We start from the raw sequence: 22,321 nt of genomic DNA, 5'->3' as shown, positions 1-22,321 counted from the left end.
AGCGATCTTACCTGTCGTGTTCGGTTGTCATGACCAACGCGGTGGCCATGGCGGCGATCCCCTCGCCGCGACCGGTCAAGCCGAGCCCGTCCGTGGTGGTCGCGGACACCGAAACAGGCGCGCCGAGAATGTCCGAGAGCACCTTCTGTGCCTCGTCGCGTCGCGGCCCGATCTTCGGTCGGTTGCCGATGACCTGCACCGCGGCGTTGCCGACGGTGAACTGGTTCTCTTCGAGCAGTCGACGAACCTCGGCAAGCATTCGAGCGCCGCTCACGCCGTCCCATTCGGGCCTGCCGGTGCCGAAAACCGAACCGAGGTCGCCAAGACCTGCGGCGGAGAGCAACGCGTCACAGAGCGCGTGGACGGCGACGTCGCCGTCCGAATGCCCCGAGCACCCGTCTGCTTCCTCGAACAGCAACCCGGCCATCCAGCAAGGTCGGCCGCCCTCGATGGGATGAACATCCGTGCCGAGACCGACGCGCATCTATTTTCCGTCCTGTGAGTCCGCGCTCAACTCTGTCTCCGAGATCAGGAGCGCCCGTGCAAGGACGAGGTCGAGCGGAGTGGTGATCTTGAAGGCGAGAGCGTCGCCGGGAATCGTCTGCACCGAAACACCGAGACGCTCCACCAGAGCGGCGTCGTCGGTCGCGGCGACATCACCGGCGTCGTACGCACTGCGCAGGACGTCGGTGGAGAAGCCTTGAGGAGTTTGAACCGCACGCAACTCCGAACGCAGAGGCGTTCCGGTGACTGCGCCGAGTACGTCGACCGACTTGATCGTGTCGGTAACCGGGAGTACCGGGATGACAGCGGAGCTGCCGGCTCGGAGAGCGTCGACGACGCGCGCGATCAACGCCGGTGGTGTCAATGCCCGCGCGGCGTCGTGCACGAGTACAAAATCTGCGTCGCCGGCAGCACTGAGACCGGCTCGAACCGAATCGGTTCTTTCGGCACCACCACCGACGACGTCGACGTCCGATGCACGACCGAGGTCGGCCACGACGGATTCGACCAGTTCAGGCGGCACAATGACAACAACGCGGTCGATCGCTCCGGATTTCCGGAGTCCATCGACCGCGCGTGCAAGCATGGTGCACCCACCGAGTTCGACAAATGCCTTGGGCAATTTCTCGCCCAATCGCACTCCCCGACCTGCGGCAGGTACCAGGGCTACTACTGCCACTGTCAGCTTTGTTGTGTTGCAGTCAGGACGCGGCCGCGAGGACCTCGTCGAGAATGGTCTCTGCCTTCTCGGTGTCAGTGCCCTCGGCGAGCGCGAGCTCTCCGACGAGAATCTGACGAGCCTTGGCGAGCATGCGCTTCTCACCGGCGGAAAGCCCGCGGTCCTGCTCACGACGCCACAGGTCACGAACAACTTCTGCAACCTTGTTCACGTCACCTGAGGCAAGCTTCTCGAGATTTGCCTTGTATCGACGAGACCAGTTGGTTGGCTCCTCGGTGTGCGGTGCTCGCAGAACCTGGAAAACCTTGTCGAGGCCTTCTTGGCCGACCACGTCACGAACTCCGACGTACTCTGCGTTGTCTGCAGGAACCCGTACTGTGAGATCGCCTTGAGCGACCTTCAGAACCAGGTACTCCTTCTGCTCACCCTTGATGGTGCGGGTTTCGATAGCTTCGATCAGCGCCGCACCGTGATGGGGGTATACGACGGTGTCTCCGACCTTGAAAATCATGTGTCCCGTGCCCCTTTCGATTCCACTAGTTTAACACGTGAAAGAACCGACCACTCATCAACTGTGCAGGTCAGGGGCATCCTTGCTCGAGCGTAGGGGTTGACAGGGCTTGTTGTACGTGCATTCCACTGGTCTGGAGCACCCCTGCATAACCGACTGAAAGCCCACGCAGACAACCGTTGTGGCGACCCGACGGCCAGCCCGCGGGACCTTATCTACTACTCTGCCTAGTGGAGTGCGAACCTGACGCCGTGGAGGACAAATCGTGACTGCTATCCGTAAGCCGACTCGTCGAGTCGCTACCGCCATTGCACTGGCTGCAGGCGCAGCCATCGCGCTGTCCGCTTGCGGTTCCGGACAGGTGAGCCAGACCGCCGTCCAGCAGGCCGCCGTGAACGGCAACAGCGCCAACCTCGGTGAGATCGCACTGCGCAACGTGCACATCGCCTACCCCTCGTCCGAGGAATACAGCATCGAGCCGGGCGGCAACGCCGTGCTCGCGTTCACCGTCGTGAACGACAGCGCCGAGACCACGGACAAGCTCGTCAGCATCACCACCGATTACGCAGCACGCGTCATCGCGGGTGAAGAGGTAGGTGGCTTGACGATCAAGCCGCAGACGTCGCTGCAGGCCGGCCAGTTGCCCGCAGGCGAAGGTGCCGCGACCGAGGCAGAGACCCAGATCAAGAACAACGAAGAGAACGACGACGCACCCGCTGCGCTCACTCTCGTCGTTCTGCAGGACATCAAGGCAGGCGTTCGCCCCGGCTTGACCGTCCCGATCACCTTCAAGTTCGAGAAGGCCGGCTCGGTCACCGTCGACGTGCCGGTCGACGCAGGCCCGCAGCTCGAGCGCAACGAGTCGGACAAGTCGCCCGACGTTGCCGAAGCCGGGCACTGAGCCCCGAATCACCAAGGCGCACACTGCGCTTCGCAGAACAACTTCAGAATCACACTAGAGGCGGGGTCCATGTCGGACCCCGCCTCTAGTCTGTCCCGGTGGCCAAAGTGAAATCGAACTACCGATGCTCCGAATGCCAGTCGGTAGTGCCCAAGTGGGTCGGTAGATGTCCGGACTGCGATTCGTGGGGCTCGATGACCGAGGTCGCGGTAGTGGCACCCGTCGCCAGTCGCGCCGGCGCCTCACTCGCCAAAGCAGGATCGAGCGCCGTACTCCCTACGACGCCGGCCACGCCGCTGACACAGATCGACAGCACCTCGACGCAGGCCAAGCCCACCGGGATCGGCGAGTTGGACCGCGTCCTCGGCGGTGGCGTCGTACCTGGTTCGGTGGTGCTGCTCGCGGGCGAGCCCGGAGTCGGAAAATCGACGCTACTTCTCGAGGTCGTCTACCGCTGGGCGATGCGCAGCGCGGATGATCGAGCGTTGTACGTCACGGGCGAGGAGTCCGCCGGTCAGGTCCGACTTCGGGCAGATCGCACCAACTCTGTCCACGAACGGATGTATCTGGCGGCCGAATCCGATCTCGCGACCATCCTCGGCCACATCGAGCAGGTCAAGCCGACCCTGGTCATCGTCGACTCGGTGCAGACCATGCTTGCTGCCGACGTCGACGGAGTCGTCGGCGGCGTGACTCAGGTCAAGGCCGTCACCAGTGCCCTGACCTCCCTGGCGAAGGCCAGTGGAATCCCGGTGCTTCTGATCGGCCACGTCACCAAGGACGGCGCCGTCGCCGGACCGCGCTCGCTCGAGCATCTCGTGGACGTGGTTCTGCACTTCGAGGGTGACAAGCACTCCACGCTGCGCATGGTCCGCGGCGTCAAGAACAGATTCGGTGCGGCTGACGAGGTGGGATGCTTCGAGCTGAGCGAGCAGGGCATCAACGAGATCAGCGATCCGTCCGGCCTGTTCCTGCATCACCGCGAAGAAGCCGTGGAAGGCACGGCTGTCACCGTGATGATGGACGGTAAGCGACCTCTACTCGGTGAAGTTCAGGCCCTCGTCGCCGCCACGCCTCTACCGACACCTCGTCGAGCCGTCAGCGGGCTCGACACCGCCCGTGTGGCCATGGTTCTGGCCGTGTTGGAGCGCCGCGTCGGGGTGTCGATCTCGAAGGCCGACGTCTACGCCGCGACCGTCGGCGGTATGCGGATGACCGAGCCGGGTGCCGATCTGGCTCTTGCCATAGCGGTCGCTTCCGCTGTGAAAGCCAAACCTGTCCCCAAGGGGCTCGTCATCCTCGGCGAGGTCGGACTCGCCGGAGAGGTTCGACGAGTTGCCGGCGTGAACCGACGGCTGATCGAAGCTGCCAGATTGGGATTCACCAGCGCCATCGTGCCGGTCGATTCCGGCCCGAACATTCCCGGCATGCGCGTCAACGAAGTAGCGAACCTGGCCGAGGCACTCGCCTATGCCGGATTGATGGGCGGCAAACAAGCCCCGTCTCGCCCCAAGCTCACTCCGGTGAAGTGACCGGCCTGCGGCCGACTACCGCGTCAGACCGACGAGGTGCCGAACGGGGAAGTCGGTTCGCCGTCCACGAACTCCTTGGTCTTGGCGAAGTGTTCCGACGTGATGGTCAGGAACAGTCCGCGGGACGTTCCCACCACCGTGTCCGGATCCGCTGTCGGACCTTCGACGATCACCGCTTCCGCGCTGGTGTAGACCTTGCGGCGCACAACGCCGTCGATGCGAGCCCGAAATTCGAGCACCGATCCCAACGGGATGGGCCGGGCGAAGTCGATCTCGAGGTGCCCGGTCACCACCGGCGAGCCGAGAGCCATGCATGCCATGCCTTGCGCCTCGTCGAAAGCCGTCGACAAAATACCGCCGTGAATGACCCCCGGACCGCCCTGATACTTCTTGGCGACCTCCAGACGGCCCGTCACTTCCAACCCGTCACCAGCCCTGAAACTCATCGCCATTCCCGCAGGCTGGTCGTCGCCGCAGCCGAAGCATTTCGACCAGTGCTGAGGCAACTTCTCGCCGGCGGCCGGAAAGAATTCGACCGGCTCCGGGACAGTCAGGTCATCAGGCAGGGTCCAGGTACTACTCATGGATAGGTAATCTAAACGGGGATCAGTCCGGCGCAGGCATCGGACCCGACCGAAGTGACATCGACCTCAGCAGGGAGTTTCTCAATGATCAGTGCGATGGCGGACACACAGTCGTCGTCGGCATTGCGAGAGACCATCGCCAGGTTGGCGCCGGGTACCGCTTTGCGAGACGGGCTCGAACGAATTCTGCGCGGCCGTACCGGCGCGCTGATCGTCCTCGGATACGACGAGGAGATGGAAGCGCTGTGTGACGGCGGATTCAACCTCGACGTGGAGTTCGCACCGACCCGATTGCGCGAGCTCTCGAAGATGGACGGCGCGGTAGTCCTCTCGACGGACGGCACACGCATCGTGCGCGCCAACGTCCAGCTGGTTCCCGATCACAAGATTCCCACCGTCGAATCCGGCACCAGGCACCGTGCCGCCGAGCGCACGGCAATTCAAACCGGCTATCCCGTGGTATCGGTCAGTCAGTCGATGTCGATCGTCAGTGTGTACGTCGGTGGTATCCGGCACGTCATCGACGGCTCGGCCACCATACTTTCGCGCGCCAACCAGGCCGTCGCGACGCTCGAACGATACAAAGCGCGACTCGACGAAGTGACACGGCAACTGTCGGTGGTCGAGATCGAGGATTTCGTGACTCTGCGCGACGCGTTGACCGTCGTACAGCGACTCGAAATGGTTCGCCGTGTGTCGATCGAAATCGAGCAGGATGTCCTCGAGCTCGGCACCGACGGTCGCCAGCTGGCACTGCAGCTCGAAGAACTGGTCGGCGACAACGACATTGCACGTCAACTGATCGTTCGGGATTATCTTGCCGGCCCCGAACCCATCGGCACCGCGGCGATGGACAACGTCCTCGTCGCACTCGATCGTGTCACCGACGCCGACCTACTCGATCTCACGACTCTTGCGCGTGTTCTCGGTTATCCGGGCACGATCGAAGCCCTCGACACTCCGATGACTCCTCGCGGATATCGCGTATTGATGCGTGTACCTCGATTGCAGTTCCATCAGATCCACCGGTTGGTCGGATCCTTCGGCACTCTCCAGTCGCTGCTGGCCGCTACGGCTGCCGATCTGCAGTCGGTCGAGGGCATCGGCGGGCTGTGGGCCCGTCACATCCGTGAGGGACTTTCCCGGCTCGCGGAGACGTCGATCACCGGATCGTTCAACTAGCGGGCCTGTTCGGGCTTGCCCGCTCTCACGCGATGTTGAACGGCTCCGGGGAGCTTCGCAGTGCACCGAGCTGACCGACAACCGTGTACGCGCCTGCGCCCACCGGATTGCGCTCGGGGTTCTGCGCGGTCGCGCACTCGGGGGTCGACGTCGTGGCCGACCAGGCGACCTTGAACGCAGCTTGCTCGCCGGGAGCGAGATTGCGTACGTCGGCTGCGGGCTGGGGATAGCAGTCGACGTTGGACCACAAACGGGTCTTGCCGTCGATGCTGTAGACGAGCACCTGCTGCAGGCCGCCCGCCAGATCTCGATCACAGGGTGCCGAACCGATGTTGGTGATGACGATCGTGAAGGACGGCTCTTCACCGGGAGCGAAGGTCGCCTTGTCTGCGGTCGCCTTGACTGCCAACGACGAGTCCGCGCACTGACCAGCCGGGACCGGAGCGCCGGTGGTCGACGAGGACGATGCCGACGTCGACGATCCCGAAGCCTGCGTGCCCGAGCCACCTGATCCACCCGCAGCACCGCCACCCGAACCACCGTTACCGTCCGGCGCGTTGGAGCCGGAAGGGTTGGGGGTGAAGGAGACGTCCGTCGTCAGCGAGGAACTCGCAGCGGCCGAATTGGCCTCAGGAGTATCGCTTCCACCGCCGAAGAGGGCGGACGCCGCCCAGATGATCAACGCCAGTGCAATGACGGCGGCACCAATGGCCAGCGCCCGGCGACGCCAGTAGATCTCGGGGGGCAGTGGTCCATTCGGTTCCAACACGGACTCAACGGTAGTTGGCGCAGGGTCCACTAACCGTCAGCTGAGGCGGCGTGTCGGTACCCATTGTCTGCTACCGGGTATCACTGCCCCGGAAGATCTAACCCTCGACGGTCTCGACGCTCTCGCCGATGTCGCCGACCGCGCCCTGAACTCGCATGTGACCGTCGGACAATGTGTACGTGACGCCGACGATCGCGCACGCACCGTTGTCCACCTTGTCTGCGATGATCCGCGACCTCTGCATGATCAACGAGCCGGTCTCCACGACGTGTCGACCTTCGAGTTCGTCGACGGTGGACAAGCCCTCGTTGCGACCCATCAGGATGGAGGGAGCAACGCGCTCGACCACGCTGCGAATGAAGCCGTCGGGAACCGCACCCTTGTCCAGGGCGTCGAGCGTTGCCTTCACGGCACCGCAACCGTCGTGACCGAGGACGACGATGAGCGGCACGTTGAGCACGTGAACGGCGTACTCGATCGAACCGAGCACCGAATCGTCGAGCACGTGACCTGCCGTACGCACGACGAACATGTCGCCGAGGCCCTGATCGAAGATGATCTCGGCGGCTACGCGCGAATCACCGCAACCGAACAGCACCGCGGTGGGGTGCTGCCCATCGACGAGCTTCGCGCGATCGGCGATTCCCTGGCTGGGGTGAATGGACGCGTCGTTGACAAATCGCTCGTTGCCTTCGCGAAGGGACTTCCAAGCGGAAATGGGGCTTGATCGTGGCATTCACTCATTGTGCACCCGTCGCATTTCGGACTCTCGCCGGGAAGGTTGCGTAGACGCAAACGGAAGCTCCGCGTCCACATTCACGCCTTGTGATGGCGTGCCCGAATTGGAACTTACTTCAGAGTCAGTTTCCTGATACCGTCTCCGAACGTGACCTGGAGCACTTCGACCTTCCGAGTGTGATCGAAGAAACCCGACCAGAACGATTCGGACGGAAAGGGGGATGGCGTGAGCACTGAAGTTGGAACAACCGGGGACGCAACGCCTGCCTCCCCCGCCAAGACGAACATGTTCTCGAACCTGCTGTCCGAGATCGGACTGCTGTTCACCTTCACCGTTCGCGTATGCGTCGCCGCTTTCACAACTCTGCGACACAAGCGCCTCGCCTGGCGTGAAGCGCTCGACCAGATGTGGTTTCTCGCCCACGTCACCTCGGTCGCTTCGGCACTGGTGATGATTCCCCTCGGCGTGGGCGTAGCTCTCCAGATCGGTTCGCTCGCAGACCAAATCGGCGCGGGTTCATACAGCGGTGCAGTCGTCGCGTTCCTCATCATCGGACAGGCCGGACCGCTGGTCTGCGCCCTGATCATCGCCGGCGTCGGCGGTTCCGCAATCTGCGCAGATTTGGGAGCGCGCACGATCCGCGAAGAGATCGATGCGCTCGAAGTACTGGGCCTGCCGGTGTTGGAACGCCTGGTCGTGCCGCGGATGATCGCAATTGCCGTCGTCTGCCTCCTGCTGAATTCGATAGTTCTCGTGATCGGTTTGGGCGCAAGCCTCTTCGTTCACGTCCTGATACTCGACGGCAACGCACAGAGCTTCCTGCGCAATCTCGTTCAATTCAGTCAACCGAGCGACTTCGTCGTCTCCGGTATCAAAGCCGTTGCCTTTGCTCTCATCTCGGGAATCGTGGCCTGCTACAAGGGCCTGACCGTCAAGCGCGGAGCTCAAGGCGTCGGCGACGCAGTCAACGAGACCGTCGTGCTCTCGTTTGTCCTCGTGTTCGTCGCCAACCTCGCAATTACCCAGTTCTACCCGCTGTTCGTCTCGGTGAAGGGTGCCTACTGATGCACCTGCCCATCGCAATTCGTGCCAAGCGGGCCAGTTCGCGCACCGTCGACGGTCTGAGTCGACTCGGCGATCAGTTCACGTTCCACGCGCGCGTCATCATCTCGATTCCGGCAACCCTCAAGCGATATTGGCGTGAAGTCGCCCGTCTCGTCGCCCAGGTGGCATTCGGTTCGGGCACCCTGCTCGCCGGCGGCGGCAGCGTCGTCGTGATCTTCGCGATCTCGTTCTTCGCAGGTTCCCAGATCGGACTCGAGGGCTACCGCGGACTCAACCTCGTCGGCCTCGCACCGCTGTCCGGCGTGATGTCCGCCATCGCGAATACTCGTGAGGTCGCACCACTCGTTGCCGCAATCACCTTGGCTGCCAAGGTCGGAACTGGATTCACCGCGCAGCTCGGAGCCATGCGGATCTCCGAGGAAATCGACGCACTCGAAGTCATGGCGATTCCCTCGCTGCGATACCTGGTCACCACCCGAATGATCGCGGCGCTCATCGCGGTGGTCCCGCTGTACCTGGTCGGCCTGTTTGCTTCGTACATGGCAACGGCGCTCGCGGTGATCCGGGTCAAAGGCCAGTCGGAGGGAACATACGGCTACTACTTCAGTCTTTTCCTCTCTCCCAACGACATCTGGTTGTCCTTGATAAAAGTCATGGTGTTCGCGGTCGTCGTGACCCTCGTGCACTGCTACTACGGTTATACCGCGACGGGCGGACCTGAAGGCGTCGGGCGAGCAGCCGGGCGAGCGCTGCGCACCAGCATCGTCTTCCTGGCCTTCACCGACGTCGCCATGACCATCGCGCTCTGGGGACTCAAACCTCAGGTGCCCGGGTTGACCGGATGATCGTCACGGGTACCAGTCGAATTGCACTGGCACTGCGTGGTTTACTTGCGATAGTCCTGCTGATCGTCGCCTACGTCTTCTTGTTCAGCAGGGGCACGGACACGTTCAGTTCCACACCGCAGGTCAGTGCTGTCGTCCCTGCCAGCGCCGGTGCGCTGCGAGTCGGATCCTCGGTTCAGTACCGCGGCGTCGTCGTCGGTTCGGTCGCCGACATCGAGCCTGGCACCACCGCTTCCACCATCTCACTCGCAATCGACGAGGGTGCATTCGAGGACATACCGTCGACAAGTCAGGTGCGGCTGATGCCCCGCAACATCTTCGGCGACTTCTTCGTGGACCTGATTCAACCTGACGGTCTCTCGCGCGGTCCTGCTCTCGCGCCGGGTACCGAGTTGGCATCAGATCAGTCCGAAGTCGCGGTCCAGCTCTACCAATCGATCTCACGGATCTACTCGCTCGTTTCTTCCCTCGACCCCGCCGACATCAACGTGGCACTCACGGCAGTCTCGGATGCGATGAGCGGCAAGGGAAACCAGATCGGTGAGTCTCTCGATTCAGTCCACCAAGCGTTGGTCGGTGCGCAGCCCGTCATCGACGGACTCGGTGACGATCTCGACGACATAGCCACGCTCGCCGACAGTCTCTCGACGAGTGCGCCCGACATGCTCGCCGCATTCGAGAACTCCATCACCACATCCAAGACCGTCGTCGAGAAATCCGACGGATTGGCGGGGCTTCTGCGAGCAGGCACCAGCACTGGATCTGCTGCCACGAGTCTGATCGGCGACAATCGCGACCGCCTGATCACCTTGGTCGACGACGCCGATTCCCTCACCGGTGCAATCACTTCGCGGCCGGACCACATCACCACCTTCTACAACGGCCTGCGCAATCTCACGATCAAACTCCCGCCCGCATTGGCGCACGGTCCCTGGCTCAGCACTGACTTGCGTCTGTCTGTCACAGATCTGTATCCGTACGGAAAGACCGACTGCCCACAATACGACGGGACCCGCGGCCCCAACTGCCCTGCCGCCGCGACCGCGTTCGGCGGAACCGTCGGCCCGGTCGGCAGCCCTGCCGAACAATCCCTGATCTCAGCTATCACCCAGGGCGGTACAGCTTTGGACACTCTCGTGGCGGGGCCGGTATTTCGCGGCACGACGGTGGTGGGCGGATGAGCGTGAAGAAATCGCTGATCAGGTTCGGACTGTTTGCCGCGCTGTCGATTCTCGCCACCGTGGTCGTGGTGAGCACTCTGATCAACCCAGTCTCCGGGTCTAGTTCGCAGTACCGGGCCGTCTTCGTCAATGCCTCCGGCCTGGTCACCGGCAGCGATGTTCAGATCGCCGGGGTGCGAGTAGGGCGCGTCGACAGCGTCGAGTTGGTGAACAACCAAGCCGTCGTCGGCTTCGAACTCGAATCTACACAACGTATTCCGACCGACGGTCGGGCTGTGGTGAGGTATGCAGATCTGCTGGGGGCACGGACGATCTCGATCGAACCCGGACAGGGCGAACTCGTAGCCGGCAACTACCTCTCCCCCGGAGCCACAATTCCCGTGGAACAGACTCAGCCGGCGATCGACCTCACCGACATCCTCGGCGGTTTCCGTCCCCTGTTCGACGCACTTGACCCCGCAGAAGTCAACGAGCTTGCCGCACAAGTCGTCCAGGTATTCCAAGGACAAGGTTCCACCATCGAAAGCCTGCTGGAGCGCACAGTTGCCGTCACCGAGAACTTGACGTCCCGAGACGCGATCTTGGACCAACTACTGACCAACCTCGACCGGGTACTCACCGTCACGACGACGAATCGACCCAACTTCGTCGAGATGATCAACACGCTCGACACACTGGTCGGTGGTTTGGCACAGGACCGCCAACAGATCTCGGCCGCAGTTGATTCCGCAGGTTCCCTGACTTCTTCCCTTCAGGACTTGGTGACGCGCGTGGAACCGGACTTGGCTGGCGCGCTGACTTCGATCGATCAGTCGGCCAGCGTCGTCGTCGACAATCGTGAGTCGCTGGCGACCGGTATCACCGCTTTCGATCAACTGTTCACCCAATTGGGAATCGCAATGAGCTACGGCAGTTGGGCGAACATCTACATCTGTAACTTCCGACTCAGCGCGCTGGACCAATCGGTGACTCTCGGCGGCCCCGAGCGTTCGGCGGTGTGCCGATGAACTGGCTCACCGTCAAGAACCCCGTCCGCAACGGAATGATCTGCATTCTCGTCGGAGTCTGTGTCGTTCTGGCCGCACTCGTTGTCCCTCAACTGATCTTGAAGGTCAAGACCAACGAGTACAACGCCGTGTTTGCCAACGCCACCGGATTGACGCAGGACGATCCGGTCAACGTCGCGGGAGTCCCGAGCGGGGTGGTCACCTCGTTGGCGGTCAGCGGCAACTCCGTTGAAGTCACCTTCCGACTCGACGACGGCGTCACTCTCGGCGAAAACTCGCGCGCGGACATCAAGATCTCGACTCTGCTCGGCCGACGCTCGCTCGACATCACTCCGAACGGATCGCGCTCGTTACCCGGAGGTTCGACCATTCCCATCGAGAACACGAGTGTTCCGTTCACCCTCGACGATCTCGGACGAGGAGCACAATCCACTTCGGAAAACCTTGATCTGCAACAACTGCGAAACATGCTGACCGTGGTGTCCGACAACTCACCGGACGATCCCGAGCTCATTCGCCGCTCGCTCGAGGGAATCGACGCACTCTCCGGAGTAGTCAACGACAACGACGTTGCGCTCCGTTCCCTTCTCACCGGAGCGCAGCAGACGACCGCAACACTGATCGAGCAGAAGGACACTCTGGAAACCCTTCTGGGAAATGCGGACCTGGTGATGGCCACGATCGCCGACCGGCGAGATGTGCTGAATGCGCTTGTACAAGACCTCAATCAGTTGAGCCCCACACTTGCCCAGTTCCTGGGTGACAACCAGGCATTGGTCGACTCGGTCATGGGAGACATCCACGAGGTGACGGGAGTTCTTTCCGAGAACGAACAATCACTGACCACGTTGCTCGACAACTTCGCCCCCAGCGTTCGGTACGTCACCAATGCGACCGGTAACGGCAACTGGCTCGACCTCAACTCGCCCTCCACCCTCATCCCGGACAACTGGTTGTGCGTCGTCGGGCTCGTTCAGGGGTGTCGATGACCACGACCGTCAAGAAGCTCGCCGTGCTGGCAGCGATAATGATCTGCGCGATCGGTGCGGTCCTGTTCGTCACGCGTGACGAACACCAACTCACTCTCACTGCCGAATTCACCTCGACCGACGCCATCTTCACCGGCAACACGGTGACTATTCTGGGAGTTCCCAGCGGGAGGGTCGAGAGCGTCACGCCGGAAGGGTCCCGGGTACGAGTGGCGATGAGCCTGCCATCCGGAACACGCATACCGGCCGACGCGCAGGCCTGGGTCCTGTCTCCTTCGGTCATCAGCGACCGCACGATCGAACTCGGCCCCGGCTACGAGGACGGTGAGTTCCTCGCGGACGGCGCAGTGATCCCACTCGAACGAACTCACTCCCCTCTGACATGGGACCAGCTCACCGCATCGGTGAACGAACTGACGGTGGCGCTCGGCCCTGGCGCGGACGGCGGTGGGATCGGTGACCTCATCGGAGAAGGCGCCCACGCGTCGGACGGCAACGGGCAAGCATTCAACGATGCCGTTCGGTCCATCTCACAGGCTAGTTCGGTACTGGCGGGTGCAAGTCCCGACATCTCCGAACTCGTGAAGAACCTGAACACCCTCGTGCAGTTGATCGCGGACAACCAGACCAAGGTCGACTCGCTGTCGAATTCGGTGACAGTCACCGCCCGCGCGTTCAGTACCCAGCGAGAAGACATCAGCGGGGCGCTCGATTCCCTGACCACGTTGCTCGGACAGGTCTCAGCGCTACTCGCCGAACACGGCGAGGCGGTCACCGCCGATCTGGGTGCGCTCGCACAGTTGGCCGGTGCAGTCGCGACCAAACAGGACCAACTGCGCGAGATCATCGAAACGGCACCAACGGGATTCGAGAACGTCGCCAACCTCGTCACCGAAGAAGGCCGAGCCAGAGCGCGATTGAACGTCGCCACCGATCTCTCACAGTTCGACACGACGCGAGAACTGTGCGAGAAGATGCCGATTCCGCTGTGCACCGGGCCTGGGATCGTCAATCCCATCGAATTTCCTTCGGCAGGCAGCTCCGACCTAGCACGCATCCTCGGTGGGGGCAACTGATGGCGTCGAACAAGTCCGTGGTGAGCGTTGTCGTGGCACTTGTCATCGCGGCGCCGTTGACCGGCTGCAGTCTCAACTTCCAGCACCTCCCCCTCGGGCGCAGTCTGCCAGGAGAGTCGTACCCGCTGAACATGGAATTCGTCGATGCGTCATTACTCCCCGTCGGCGGCGAGGTGCGGATCGGCCAGGCAGTGGTCGGCAGAGTCACGTCGATGAGCGCGGAAACATTTGCAGCCGTGGTACATACAGAAATTGAATCGGACATCGAACTACCCGTCGGCACTCGCGCTCGGATCGAGCTGTCCACCCCGATCGGCGACGCATTTGTCAACCTCGAAGTTCCGGTCGATCCAACGGGCCCCAGGCTCGAACCAGGTTCCACCATCGCGCGATCGGAGACCGTGCGCGGACCCGATGTCGCACAACTGCTCGGCGCCGTCGGAACTCTGTTGAACGGCAGTGGGTTGGCGCAGGTCAAGAACATCGTCAGTGAGGCTGATCAGATTCTCGACGGCAGGGAGGAGACGATCCGCGATCTGCTTGCGCGCCTTGACACTTTTCTCGGAACACTTGACGACCGAAAGGAATCGATCAATTCGGCACTGAATTCCCTGAACCGGCTCAGCGCTCTGATCGGTGACGAGAGCGCCACCATCGACGAAGGCTTGCGAACACTCACACCCGCATTGGGCGTGATCGCCGACCAACGACAACCGCTCCTCGATCTTCTCGACGAAACCGATCGGCTCAGTACCGCAACCAATTCCGTGCTCGACCAGTCGGCCGACCAGATCTCCGAGATCACCGGACGACTGTCACCCATCCTCGACCAGTTCTCGGCAATGGGCCCGACTCTGAGTGAGACCATGTCCAACCTGGACAACGCAAGAGCGCTCCTCGAGCGCGCCAGCCCAGGTGATTACGTGAACATCGACCTCGACGTCAATGTCGAGGGCACCGTGACCGGGGTGCTCAACGAGATAATTCCGGGCGCCGCACCGCCACTGCCACCTCTGCCCGCCTCCGATCGGGAACTGCCGATCACGACACCCCTGCAAGGAGGAACGCGATGAAGAACCGAACCGTCTATTTCGAGATCGTCGCCTTTCTCCTCATCGCGGTGGTCAGCACGACGTATGTGCTCCGACAAGTAGGTGCTGGAGATCCCTTCACCGGAACGTTCTCGGTCACCGTCGAATTGGAGAACGCGGCCGGAATCGCTCCGGGTTCGGAAGTGGCCTATCGCGGAGTCACCGTCGGCGACGTCGAGTCGGTGGAGGTGGACTCTGCCCAGGACCTCGTCGTGATGACGTTGAGCATCGCCGCCGACAAACAGATACCCAACGATTCGCATGTGGCCATCAGCCAGGACACCGCCGTTCCCGTATTGAAAGTTCAGTTGTCCTCGCAGACCGACGGCGGCCCGTATCTGGTTGAAGGTTCGGTTGTTCCGACTGAGCGCACTTCGATCCCGGTCGCGTTGGGAACCGTGATTGCGAATTTCAACGCTGCTGCCGATACCGTCGATCCGGCAGATCTGCGTACCCTCTCGCACGAACTCGGTGATGGATTGAACGGATTGGGTCCGGATCTGCAGGCGCTCGTCGACAACTTCGACGTGCTCGCGCGCACTGTCCAAGCCGATCAACCGCGTGTCAACACACTCGTCGAGAACTCGCGCTCACTGTTCACTGCGAACGAGGAAAATATTGACGCTCTTCCCGAAGTTGCACTCACACTTCGCCAATTGACAGATCAGGTACGAAACTCCGATCCGCAACTGCGCACACTCCTCGATCGAAGCCCGAGTGTTCTCGACAATCAGATACTGCCTCTCATCGAACAGAGTCGTGAGCCGTTCAGTCTGCTGTTGGCCAATTCTCTCGTCTCCACTCAGATCGTCACTGCACGGATGCCCGCCGTCGATGCCTTGTTGGTGGTGGTGCCCAAAGGATTCGAGAAGTTCGGAAGTATCGTCAAAGACGGACGCGCACAGCTTGATCTGATCACAGCACTCGGCCCGGTCTGTATCTACGACACGCCCCGACGATCGGTACAGGACACCTCACCGACCACGCTCGACAAGAACCAACACTGCGCGGACCAGTCGGGCCGGATCCAGAATCGCGGTTCGCAGAACGTCCCCACCGGGACTGGAACGATCGACGGGGTTGCCGAATACGATCCTGCCCTCGGCACCGTTGCGACCGGTGACGGAACGTCGATTCGTCTGGGCCTCAACGGTGGTCAGAACACCGTTCTCGGTGACAACTCGTTTGCCGCACTACTAGTACAAGGAACGCAATGACCGAGACACCCCAGTCCGAGACACCCCAACCCCAGACTCCCGAGAGTCCGACACCCACAATCGCCGAAAAGCCCAAGCGGCTTCGCAAGCAGACCTTGTTGATCGTTGCCGGCGTCCTGGTCGTGGTCGCGGCGCTCGGATGGGGCGCATTCGCGACCTGGCAGAAATCGGCCGACGAAGACGCGCGTACCAGCGCACTGGACAGCGGACGGCAATTCGCCACTGATCTTGCGACGTACAACTTCCAGAACCTCGATCAGAATCTTTCCGTGGTGCGTGACAACTCTGTCGGCGAGTTCGCCGGTCAGTACGCCCAGGTGGCAGCCAACCTGCAGAACATGATCGTGCAGTATCAGGCGACCTCGTCCGCTCAGATCATTTCAGCCGGGCTGGCGAGCAGTGATCGCGACAACGCCGAGGTGCTCGTGTTCCTCGATCAGACGATCACCAATACCAACTCCCCCGATCCGAGGATCGACCGTAACCGCATGCAACTTTCTCTGGTCCGCGAGGACGGCGATTGGAAACTGAGCAACGTGCAGTTGTTGTGACTTCGTCGCGGCGTAGTATCTCCCCGAGCATTATCGAGCGATAGCTAGGGGACCACGTATGGCCACGAAAGGTTCGGCGAAGGACGCCACAGCCAGTTGGCGACGGATCGAGCCGCTCGAGCTGACTCCTATCCTGGAAGCCGCCCTCGAAGGATTCTACGACAACGGGTTCCACGGTACTTCGATACGCGAGATCGCACGCCGCGTCGGCGTGACGATCCCCGCCCTCTACTACCACCACCAGAGCAAAGAGGGGATCCTCCTTGCTCTGCTGGAGATTTCGACCAGTGACGTCCTCGCTCGTGCCCACAGCGCGTACTCCGACGGCGGAGACGACCCTCGACAACAGCTCACCAACGTCGTCGAAGCGATCGTGCTTCGTATGACGACCCGCTCTCGGTTGGCAGCCCTCGAGGGGGAAGTGCGCTACCTCAGTCCCGAACACCGACAGCGATATCGTGTCGTACGCAAGGGCGTCGAAGAATTGGTGCTCGGTATAGTCACCGAGGGTTCGGAACGAGGTCTCTTCTCAGTAGCAGACGTGCCCGAGACCACCCGCGCACTTCTCGCGATGTGCCAGTCGATTCCGCGCTGGTATCACGCCGAGGGAGAACTCACCCCGGAAGAGGTAGCTCAGAAGTACGCCGTGATCGCACTGAATACGGTTGGATGCAAACCCGGCCGCAAGCGTGCACGTTGATTCTCATACTGTCCTGTATCGCGCCCGAAGTTCGCGCTTGAGGATCTTGCCCGTAGCACCCAACGGAAGTTCCGTGACTATCTCGATGGACTTGGGGCACTTGTAGCCGGCAAGTCGGCTTCGAACGAAACCTGAAATCGAGTCGGTATCGAGTTGATGCCCTGCAGCAGCAACTACGACGGCTTTGACCGCCTCGCCCCACAGTGGATCCTCCACTCCAATGACGGCAACTTGGGATACTCCCGGATAATCGGCGATGACCGATTCGACTTCGATGGGATAGACGTTCTCTCCACCCGTGATGATCATGTCCTTCATCCGATCGGTGATGTAGACGTAGCCCTCGCTGTCGACCCGTCCCACGTCGCCGGTATGAAACCACCCGTCGGTATCTATCGCAGCGGCAGTCTCTTCCGGCCGTCGGTAGTAACCTTCGGTCGTTTGCGGAGACCTGACATAGATCTCGCCGGCCTCGCCGACCGCAACTTCCTCGCCTTCCGGTGACATCACCTTCAAGTCCACCCAGGGGTAGGGTTTTCCGACCGAGCGCAGCAGTCCGACCTTCTCGCCGTCCACCGCATGGTCACAAGAATCAAGTTGTGTTACTGCTCCATGCGTTTCGGTCAGCCCGTAGACCTGGAACAGGGGCTTGCGGAACGTCTCGAGAGCTCGCTTCAAGACCCATGGTGTGATCGGGGAGGAACCGTAAGCGATGGATCGGAGAGTTGCGAAATTGCGCTCTCGCGCGCCTGGTACGTCGACCAGCATCCCGATGACGGAAGGCACGAGAAAGGTATTGGTGATACTCATCCCTTCCAGTACTTCCAACAGACCGGCAGGTGTGAATTCTGGGAGAACGACGTTATGGGCGCCATTCGCAAGCCCCACGAGCGCCCAACCCAATCCACCGATGTGGAACAGTGGCATCGCACACAAGCTGACCGAGGATTCGTCGAATCCCCATGGCCCGCCGGTTCGCGTGCATGCCTCCAGGTTCCTGTTGGACGTGAGAACGCCTTTGGGTTTTGCCGTCGTTCCAGATGTATACAGTTGCAGTACAACGTCGTCCAGGCTCCCGCTCCATCCCGGATCGACCGAACTTGCGCCTGCCGATCGCGCTTCGTAGTCGAACTCCTCGGAACCGTCGATCCTCACGACACGCAGCTTCGTCCCTCCCGATGCCTGCACCGCCGAGACCACACCCTCGAATTCACTGTGGAAGAACAACACACGAGCGTCCGCGTCGGCGAGCACCTCGGCAACCTCGGCGCCGGACAACCTCCAATTGATCGGGATTGCCACTGCCCCGATCTTCGCTGCCGCAAGTACGATCTCGACGACTTGAGTCGAGCCTCTGTCCACCACGGCCACCCTGGTTCCAGATCTACAACCCAGGTCGAGAAGAACGTTGGCCAGCCGACTGGTGCGGAGGTCGAGCTCGGCAAACGTCATCGACCCGTCTCGACCTGTCAACGCGAGGGCGTCTGGTCGTGCAGCAGCGTGGCGTCGAGACTCATCGGCAAGGCGATATTGCGAGCACATCGTGAAAAGCCCTTTCTGGATTGGACGTAACTTCCGGCCCGGGCGCGTGGACGACACCCGGGCGCTATCAGAACCGACGAACTCTCGACGAGCTATTGCATCGCCCCGATGTGTTTCATCACGTCCGGGTACCGACGTAAGTGGGCACCCCCGTTGACATCGAGAACCTCGCCCGTGATCCACGAAGAAGCATCGGAAGCGAGGAAGAACACCGCTTCGGCAACGTCGCGTGGCAACCCATTACGTCCGAGCGGAGTGTTCTCGGTGAAGTCCGCCTGAATAGCCGGCACACCGGTGAGACCCTCGACAAGTGGCGTTTCGACAAGACCTGGCGAAACCGCGTTGACGCGTATCCCCCGGTCTCCGAGTTCGAGTGCCGCAACCTCGGTGAGCATGGCGAGGCCAGCTTTGGCGGAGCAGTATCCTGCAAAACCTGCAGCCGCTTGCCGTGCGTTCAATGAGGTGATCGAGACGATCGATCCACCGGCAGTCATGGCACGCGCCGCGTGCTTGATCACGAAGAAACCTCCGGTGAGACAGATGTCAACGGTGCGCCGCCAAGTCTGCGCCTCCAAATCCGTTATGTAGCCCGGCAGATTCACCCCGGCACAATTGACCGCGATATCCAACCGACCATGCTGCGCCTCGGCCCCCTCGAATATCCCCTTGACCGATTCTTCGTCGACGACGTCGACCCGGACTGCTTCAGCTCGCCCACCGAGTTCTACGGCGCGTTTCCGCCCGCCTTCGATGTCGATGTCGCCTATCACGACGCTCACACCTTCGGCAGCCAGCAATTGCACTGTTGCCCAACCGATACCGGATGCTCCGCCGATCACGACGGCTACTGCACCTTCCATTCGCCCCGGCATCAGCGAGGAATGTTCTCGTAGTACGGGACAACGATTTCGTCCGTACTCGTGACGTCACCGAGCATCATCGTCGTGATGGGGTGGACTACGTGCGGGTCCACCTCGACGTTGATACATGCGGGAACCCCCGCGTCGAACGCGCGTTTCATAGCGTCGGCGATGGAGGCGACATCCTTAACACGCTCTCCGTATCCACCGAAGGCCTCGGCAACCTTCTCGTATGCGCTGTCTGCGAGTTCGGATACGACAATTCCTTCGTCCCCGTACACCGCTTCCTGGCCGTGGATCGACATCCCCCACACTGCATTGTTGAATATCACTGTCACAACAGGTATTCCATGACGGGCCATCGTGTCGAATTCCTGGATGTGGAATCCTGCCGCGCCGTCACCGGTAATGAGCACGACGGGTGATTCCGGTCGTGCTCGATGTGCGCCGATTGCGAAACCGGGCCCCACACCCAGACATCCGAGGTAGCCGAGCCTCAAGACACCACCAACCTCTTCGGCGGTAGTGAAGAACTCGCCCCACGACGGGGCCTCGGCACCGTCCATCACGAAAGTAGTACCGGGCGGGCAGGCTTCGACGATCGCGCACGCTGCAAAGTACGGATGCGCCTTACCGCTTTCCGTCGCTTCGTCCTCGAAACCATGCCGGTGCGCATGTTTCGCACTGGTGGCGGCATCGACCCAGGCACTCCAATCGGGCCATTGACGTTGATCAGCAGCAGTTTTCAAAGCGATGAGCGCTTCTCGACAGTCGGCAAGTATCGGAACGTCCACGTCCTGCATACGCCCGATTTCGGACGCGTCGACGTCGATCTGCACCAACCGCGCACCGGGGAACAAGCTGGTGCGTCCGCCGGTGAACATCCCGGCTCGGGCACCGACAACGAACACCACGTCGGGGGTCGGATACCCAAGGGCAGGCAACGAGCCGATCGCCAACAGTCCGCCGCCGGCCAGTCGATGGCTTGCGGGTACCGCTCCATCGGACTTCCCGGGGTAGAACACCGGCACGTCCACCGTTTCCGCGAACGCCACCAGCGCCGCGCTCGCATGGGAGAAAGTGACGCCGCCTCCGATCACAATGGCGGGGTTCGTCGCTTCACCGAGCAGATCGAGAGCGGCCTCGACCGCTGCAGCAGTCGGACCCGACCTCGCACTCACTGTGTAGTTCACCGGAAATCTCACGGTGTCTTCGTCGGCTTCACCGAACATCACGTCGATCGGCACTTCGAGCAGCACCGGCCCCGGAATTCCGGTCGTCGCCTTACGAATTGCCAGGGCAACTATCTCGGGGACGCGTGCCGGATCGGTGATGCGGTATGCCCACTTGGTCACCGGAACAGCTGCGGCAATCTGATCGAAACCACCCTGAAGCGGATTCGTCTCGGTCTCACGCATCGGCGGAGCACCGACGACGAAGATAGTCGGCGTGCGATCGAGGAGTGCATTGGTCAGCGCGGTGTAGACATTGGTGAAGCCCGGGCCGGAGGTGACCACACAAACGCCGTAATTGCCCGTCACTCGCGCGTACGCATCCGCAGCGTGTCCCGCAGTGGCTTCATGTCGGGTGTCGGTGAGCCGGATGCCGTGACGTCGACAGGCTACGAGGAAAGCATCCAAGTGCCCTCCGTGCAGGGTGAAGACCTCGGTTGTGCCCGCTTCAGCTAGTGCCCTGGCAAGTAATTCGCCACCGTTGACAATCATGTATTTCCTTCCGGAGTTTGCCGCTTGATTAACGATCGCTAAGTCATTTCACTGTATCGTGGGTCACAGTGCGACGCCAGAGTGGCATTATGCGAACACATGGCACGAAATTCCCCTCAAACCGATCGAATCGTCATGCTGACCGAACTGCTGGCATCCGACCCCACGGCGGGGCGGAGCCTCGCCGACATCGCACGACACCTCGGCGTCGCAAAGGCGACCTGCTACCCCATGGTCGTCGCTCTCGCCGAGGCCGGCTGGCTCGTCCGTCACCCGATCCGCAAGACCTACCAACTCGGCCCGGCGCTAGTCCCCATCGGCCAAGCCGCTTCCCGCGCAATCGATGTCGTCGATCTTTCACGCACCGTCATGCAAGAACTGGCCGACACATCCGAACTGGCCTGTCTCGGATTCATCCGATCCGGCGCCGACCTCGTTGTCGCCGAGGCAATTCAACCGATCTCCAAGCGCAGCGGAACTCTCGGCTTGCGCATCGGCGACAATGTGCTGATGGCACCTCCACTGGGTGCAGGCCTTGCCGCATGGTTCGACGAGAACGACCTTCACGAATGGTTTCTCCTCGGCAAGGAGGCATTGGACACGGAGGCCGCACTTCTACGGTCGGAGTACGAGCCAATCCTCACGGCCATTCGAGAGCGCGGGTTCGCCGTGGAATGCCTTCGCCAACAAGAACGTTCAATTTCCGACGCCGTCGCCGAGATGCGCGGCCCGGGAGTCGGCGGCCAGAGGGCAGCACTCGCACTGAGAGAAGCGCGACGTCTTCTGTCCGCGGATGTCGCGGTCGGAACACTCGACCTCGACGCCAATTATCAATTGCTGTCCGTCAATGCCGTCGCCTTCGCCCAGGACTCGACACCGGCGCTGATCCTCTGCTTGGTCGATGCCCCGTCCTCACTGACCGGGGAGCGGATCGCCGCACTGGGCAAACTTGTGCGTGAAGCCGCCGATCAGGTCACCACTCTCATGCACGGCCGGACACCTCGACCATTGACATCCACAGGCGGAGCAACATAGCTTGTGAGTCAAGTGACTTATATAACGATCGCTAAGT

Annotated in this window: 23 protein-coding genes; 14 read left to right on the top strand and 9 right to left on the bottom strand. The window is 61.7% G+C overall.

Annotation, left to right across the window (positions count from 1 at the left end; translation table 11 throughout):
- Nucleotides 1–7: 7 nt before the first annotated feature.
- The 3 genes from ispF to carD are packed head-to-tail and all read right to left on the bottom strand — an operon-like array spanning nt 8 to nt 1,694.
- Nucleotides 8–484 carry a 2-C-methyl-D-erythritol 2,4-cyclodiphosphate synthase gene (gene ispF, locus GJB56_RS25995; protein WP_113682094.1) on the bottom strand — a complete coding sequence of 159 codons (477 nt, stop codon included), beginning with the start codon at nt 482–484 and terminating at the stop codon, nt 8–10.
- Nucleotides 485–1,183: a 2-C-methyl-D-erythritol 4-phosphate cytidylyltransferase gene (gene ispD / locus GJB56_RS25990; protein ID WP_019746836.1), complete on the bottom strand. Its 699-nt coding sequence runs from the start codon at nt 1,181–1,183 to the stop codon at nt 485–487.
- 22 nt (nt 1,184–1,205) lie between these two features.
- Complete coding sequence (gene carD, locus GJB56_RS25985) at nt 1,206–1,694, bottom strand: RNA polymerase-binding transcription factor CarD (protein WP_003945666.1); 489 nt, start codon at nt 1,692–1,694, stop codon at nt 1,206–1,208.
- Between the two features lie 265 nt (nt 1,695–1,959).
- On the opposite strand from carD, the gene GJB56_RS25980 reads away from it, so the two are divergent.
- Nucleotides 1,960–2,595, top strand: coding sequence for a copper chaperone PCu(A)C (locus GJB56_RS25980; protein ID WP_021342814.1), 636 nt, complete (start codon nt 1,960–1,962; stop codon nt 2,593–2,595).
- Between the two features lie 98 nt (nt 2,596–2,693).
- The gene (gene radA / locus GJB56_RS25975) at nt 2,694–4,127 is read left to right on the top strand and encodes a DNA repair protein RadA (protein ID WP_003945739.1); all 1,434 of its coding nucleotides are present in this window, start codon (nt 2,694–2,696) and stop codon (nt 4,125–4,127) included.
- Nucleotides 4,128–4,150: 23 nt separating this feature from the next.
- Here the strand turns inward: radA and GJB56_RS25970 are convergent, their stop codons facing one another.
- Nucleotides 4,151–4,711, bottom strand: a complete 561-nt coding sequence (locus GJB56_RS25970; RefSeq protein WP_019746834.1) for a PaaI family thioesterase — start codon at nt 4,709–4,711, stop codon at nt 4,151–4,153.
- A 96-nt stretch (nt 4,712–4,807) separates the two neighbouring features.
- Here GJB56_RS25970 and disA point away from each other — a divergent pair, with 96 nt between their 5' ends.
- Nucleotides 4,808–5,893 (top strand): DNA integrity scanning diadenylate cyclase DisA, encoded by a 1,086-nt coding sequence (gene disA, locus GJB56_RS25965; RefSeq protein WP_024487741.1) that lies wholly within the window; start codon nt 4,808–4,810, stop codon nt 5,891–5,893.
- 25 nt (nt 5,894–5,918) lie between these two features.
- Here disA and GJB56_RS25960 read toward each other — a convergent pair whose 3' ends face one another.
- Nucleotides 5,919–6,662 carry a DUF4232 domain-containing protein gene (locus GJB56_RS25960; protein WP_019746833.1) on the bottom strand — a complete coding sequence of 248 codons (744 nt, stop codon included), beginning with the start codon at nt 6,660–6,662 and terminating at the stop codon, nt 5,919–5,921.
- Nucleotides 6,663–6,759: 97 nt separating this feature from the next.
- A complete protein-coding gene (locus tag GJB56_RS25955; RefSeq protein ID WP_019746832.1) occupies nt 6,760–7,398 on the bottom strand; it encodes a carbonic anhydrase in 639 nt (212 codons plus the stop codon).
- A gap of 228 nt (nt 7,399–7,626) precedes the next feature.
- On the opposite strand from GJB56_RS25955, the gene GJB56_RS25950 reads away from it, so the two are divergent.
- Genes GJB56_RS25950 through GJB56_RS25905 form a run of 10 tightly spaced genes read left to right on the top strand, consistent with a single transcriptional unit; the run spans nt 7,627 to nt 17,123 of the window.
- Nucleotides 7,627–8,466 carry an MlaE family ABC transporter permease gene (locus GJB56_RS25950; protein ID WP_020968384.1) on the top strand — a complete coding sequence of 280 codons (840 nt, stop codon included), beginning with the start codon at nt 7,627–7,629 and terminating at the stop codon, nt 8,464–8,466.
- Nucleotides 8,466–9,311 (top strand): MlaE family ABC transporter permease, encoded by an 846-nt coding sequence (locus GJB56_RS25945; RefSeq protein ID WP_019746829.1) that lies wholly within the window; start codon nt 8,466–8,468, stop codon nt 9,309–9,311. The genes GJB56_RS25950 and GJB56_RS25945 overlap by 1 nt, the downstream gene beginning before the upstream one ends.
- Entirely contained in the window at nt 9,308–10,492 is a 1,185-nt protein-coding gene (locus tag GJB56_RS25940) for an MCE family protein (RefSeq protein ID WP_020906103.1), read from the top strand. The genes GJB56_RS25945 and GJB56_RS25940 overlap by 4 nt, the downstream gene beginning before the upstream one ends.
- Nucleotides 10,489–11,499 carry an MCE family protein gene (locus GJB56_RS25935; RefSeq protein WP_113682093.1) on the top strand — a complete coding sequence of 337 codons (1,011 nt, stop codon included), beginning with the start codon at nt 10,489–10,491 and terminating at the stop codon, nt 11,497–11,499. The genes GJB56_RS25940 and GJB56_RS25935 overlap by 4 nt, the downstream gene beginning before the upstream one ends.
- The gene (locus GJB56_RS25930) at nt 11,496–12,488 is read left to right on the top strand and encodes an MCE family protein (protein ID WP_230091078.1); all 993 of its coding nucleotides are present in this window, start codon (nt 11,496–11,498) and stop codon (nt 12,486–12,488) included. The genes GJB56_RS25935 and GJB56_RS25930 overlap by 4 nt, the downstream gene beginning before the upstream one ends.
- Nucleotides 12,485–13,564, top strand: a complete 1,080-nt coding sequence (locus GJB56_RS25925; RefSeq protein WP_113682417.1) for an MCE family protein — start codon at nt 12,485–12,487, stop codon at nt 13,562–13,564. The genes GJB56_RS25930 and GJB56_RS25925 overlap by 4 nt, the downstream gene beginning before the upstream one ends.
- Nucleotides 13,564–14,637 (top strand): MCE family protein, encoded by a 1,074-nt coding sequence (locus GJB56_RS25920; protein WP_113682091.1) that lies wholly within the window; start codon nt 13,564–13,566, stop codon nt 14,635–14,637. The genes GJB56_RS25925 and GJB56_RS25920 overlap by 1 nt, the downstream gene beginning before the upstream one ends.
- On the top strand, nt 14,634–15,872 hold the full coding sequence (locus tag GJB56_RS25915) for an MlaD family protein (RefSeq protein WP_113682090.1): 1,239 nt from the start codon (nt 14,634–14,636) through the stop codon (nt 15,870–15,872). The genes GJB56_RS25920 and GJB56_RS25915 overlap by 4 nt, the downstream gene beginning before the upstream one ends.
- On the top strand, nt 15,869–16,423 hold the full coding sequence (locus tag GJB56_RS25910; protein ID WP_113682089.1) for a hypothetical protein: 555 nt from the start codon (nt 15,869–15,871) through the stop codon (nt 16,421–16,423). Before GJB56_RS25915 ends, GJB56_RS25910 begins: the two co-directional genes overlap by 4 nt.
- A 58-nt stretch (nt 16,424–16,481) precedes the next feature.
- Nucleotides 16,482–17,123: a TetR/AcrR family transcriptional regulator gene (locus tag GJB56_RS25905; protein ID WP_113682088.1), complete on the top strand. Its 642-nt coding sequence runs from the start codon at nt 16,482–16,484 to the stop codon at nt 17,121–17,123.
- Between the two features lie 3 nt (nt 17,124–17,126).
- Here the strand turns inward: GJB56_RS25905 and GJB56_RS25900 are convergent, their stop codons facing one another.
- From GJB56_RS25900 to GJB56_RS25890, 3 genes are all read right to left on the bottom strand, one after another.
- Entirely contained in the window at nt 17,127–18,665 is a 1,539-nt protein-coding gene (locus tag GJB56_RS25900; protein WP_047888202.1) for a long-chain-fatty-acid--CoA ligase, read from the bottom strand.
- Nucleotides 18,666–18,757: 92 nt separating this feature from the next.
- Nucleotides 18,758–19,537, bottom strand: coding sequence for an SDR family NAD(P)-dependent oxidoreductase (locus GJB56_RS25895; protein ID WP_230091077.1), 780 nt, complete (start codon nt 19,535–19,537; stop codon nt 18,758–18,760).
- A complete protein-coding gene (locus GJB56_RS25890; protein ID WP_113682087.1) occupies nt 19,537–21,249 on the bottom strand; it encodes a thiamine pyrophosphate-binding protein in 1,713 nt (570 codons plus the stop codon). Before GJB56_RS25890 ends, GJB56_RS25895 begins: the two co-directional genes overlap by 1 nt.
- A 99-nt stretch (nt 21,250–21,348) precedes the next feature.
- Between GJB56_RS25890 and GJB56_RS25885 the strand changes: the two genes are divergently transcribed.
- Complete coding sequence (locus tag GJB56_RS25885; RefSeq protein WP_064111553.1) at nt 21,349–22,284, top strand: helix-turn-helix domain-containing protein; 936 nt, start codon at nt 21,349–21,351, stop codon at nt 22,282–22,284.
- Nucleotides 22,285–22,321 lie beyond the last annotated feature (37 nt).

Source organism: Rhodococcus sp. AQ5-07, from assembly GCF_009707305.1.
GTDB classification, from domain to species: Bacteria; Actinomycetota; Actinomycetes; order Mycobacteriales; family Mycobacteriaceae; genus Rhodococcus_F; species Rhodococcus_F erythropolis.
This window is presented reverse-complemented; position numbering and strand designations above follow the sequence as displayed.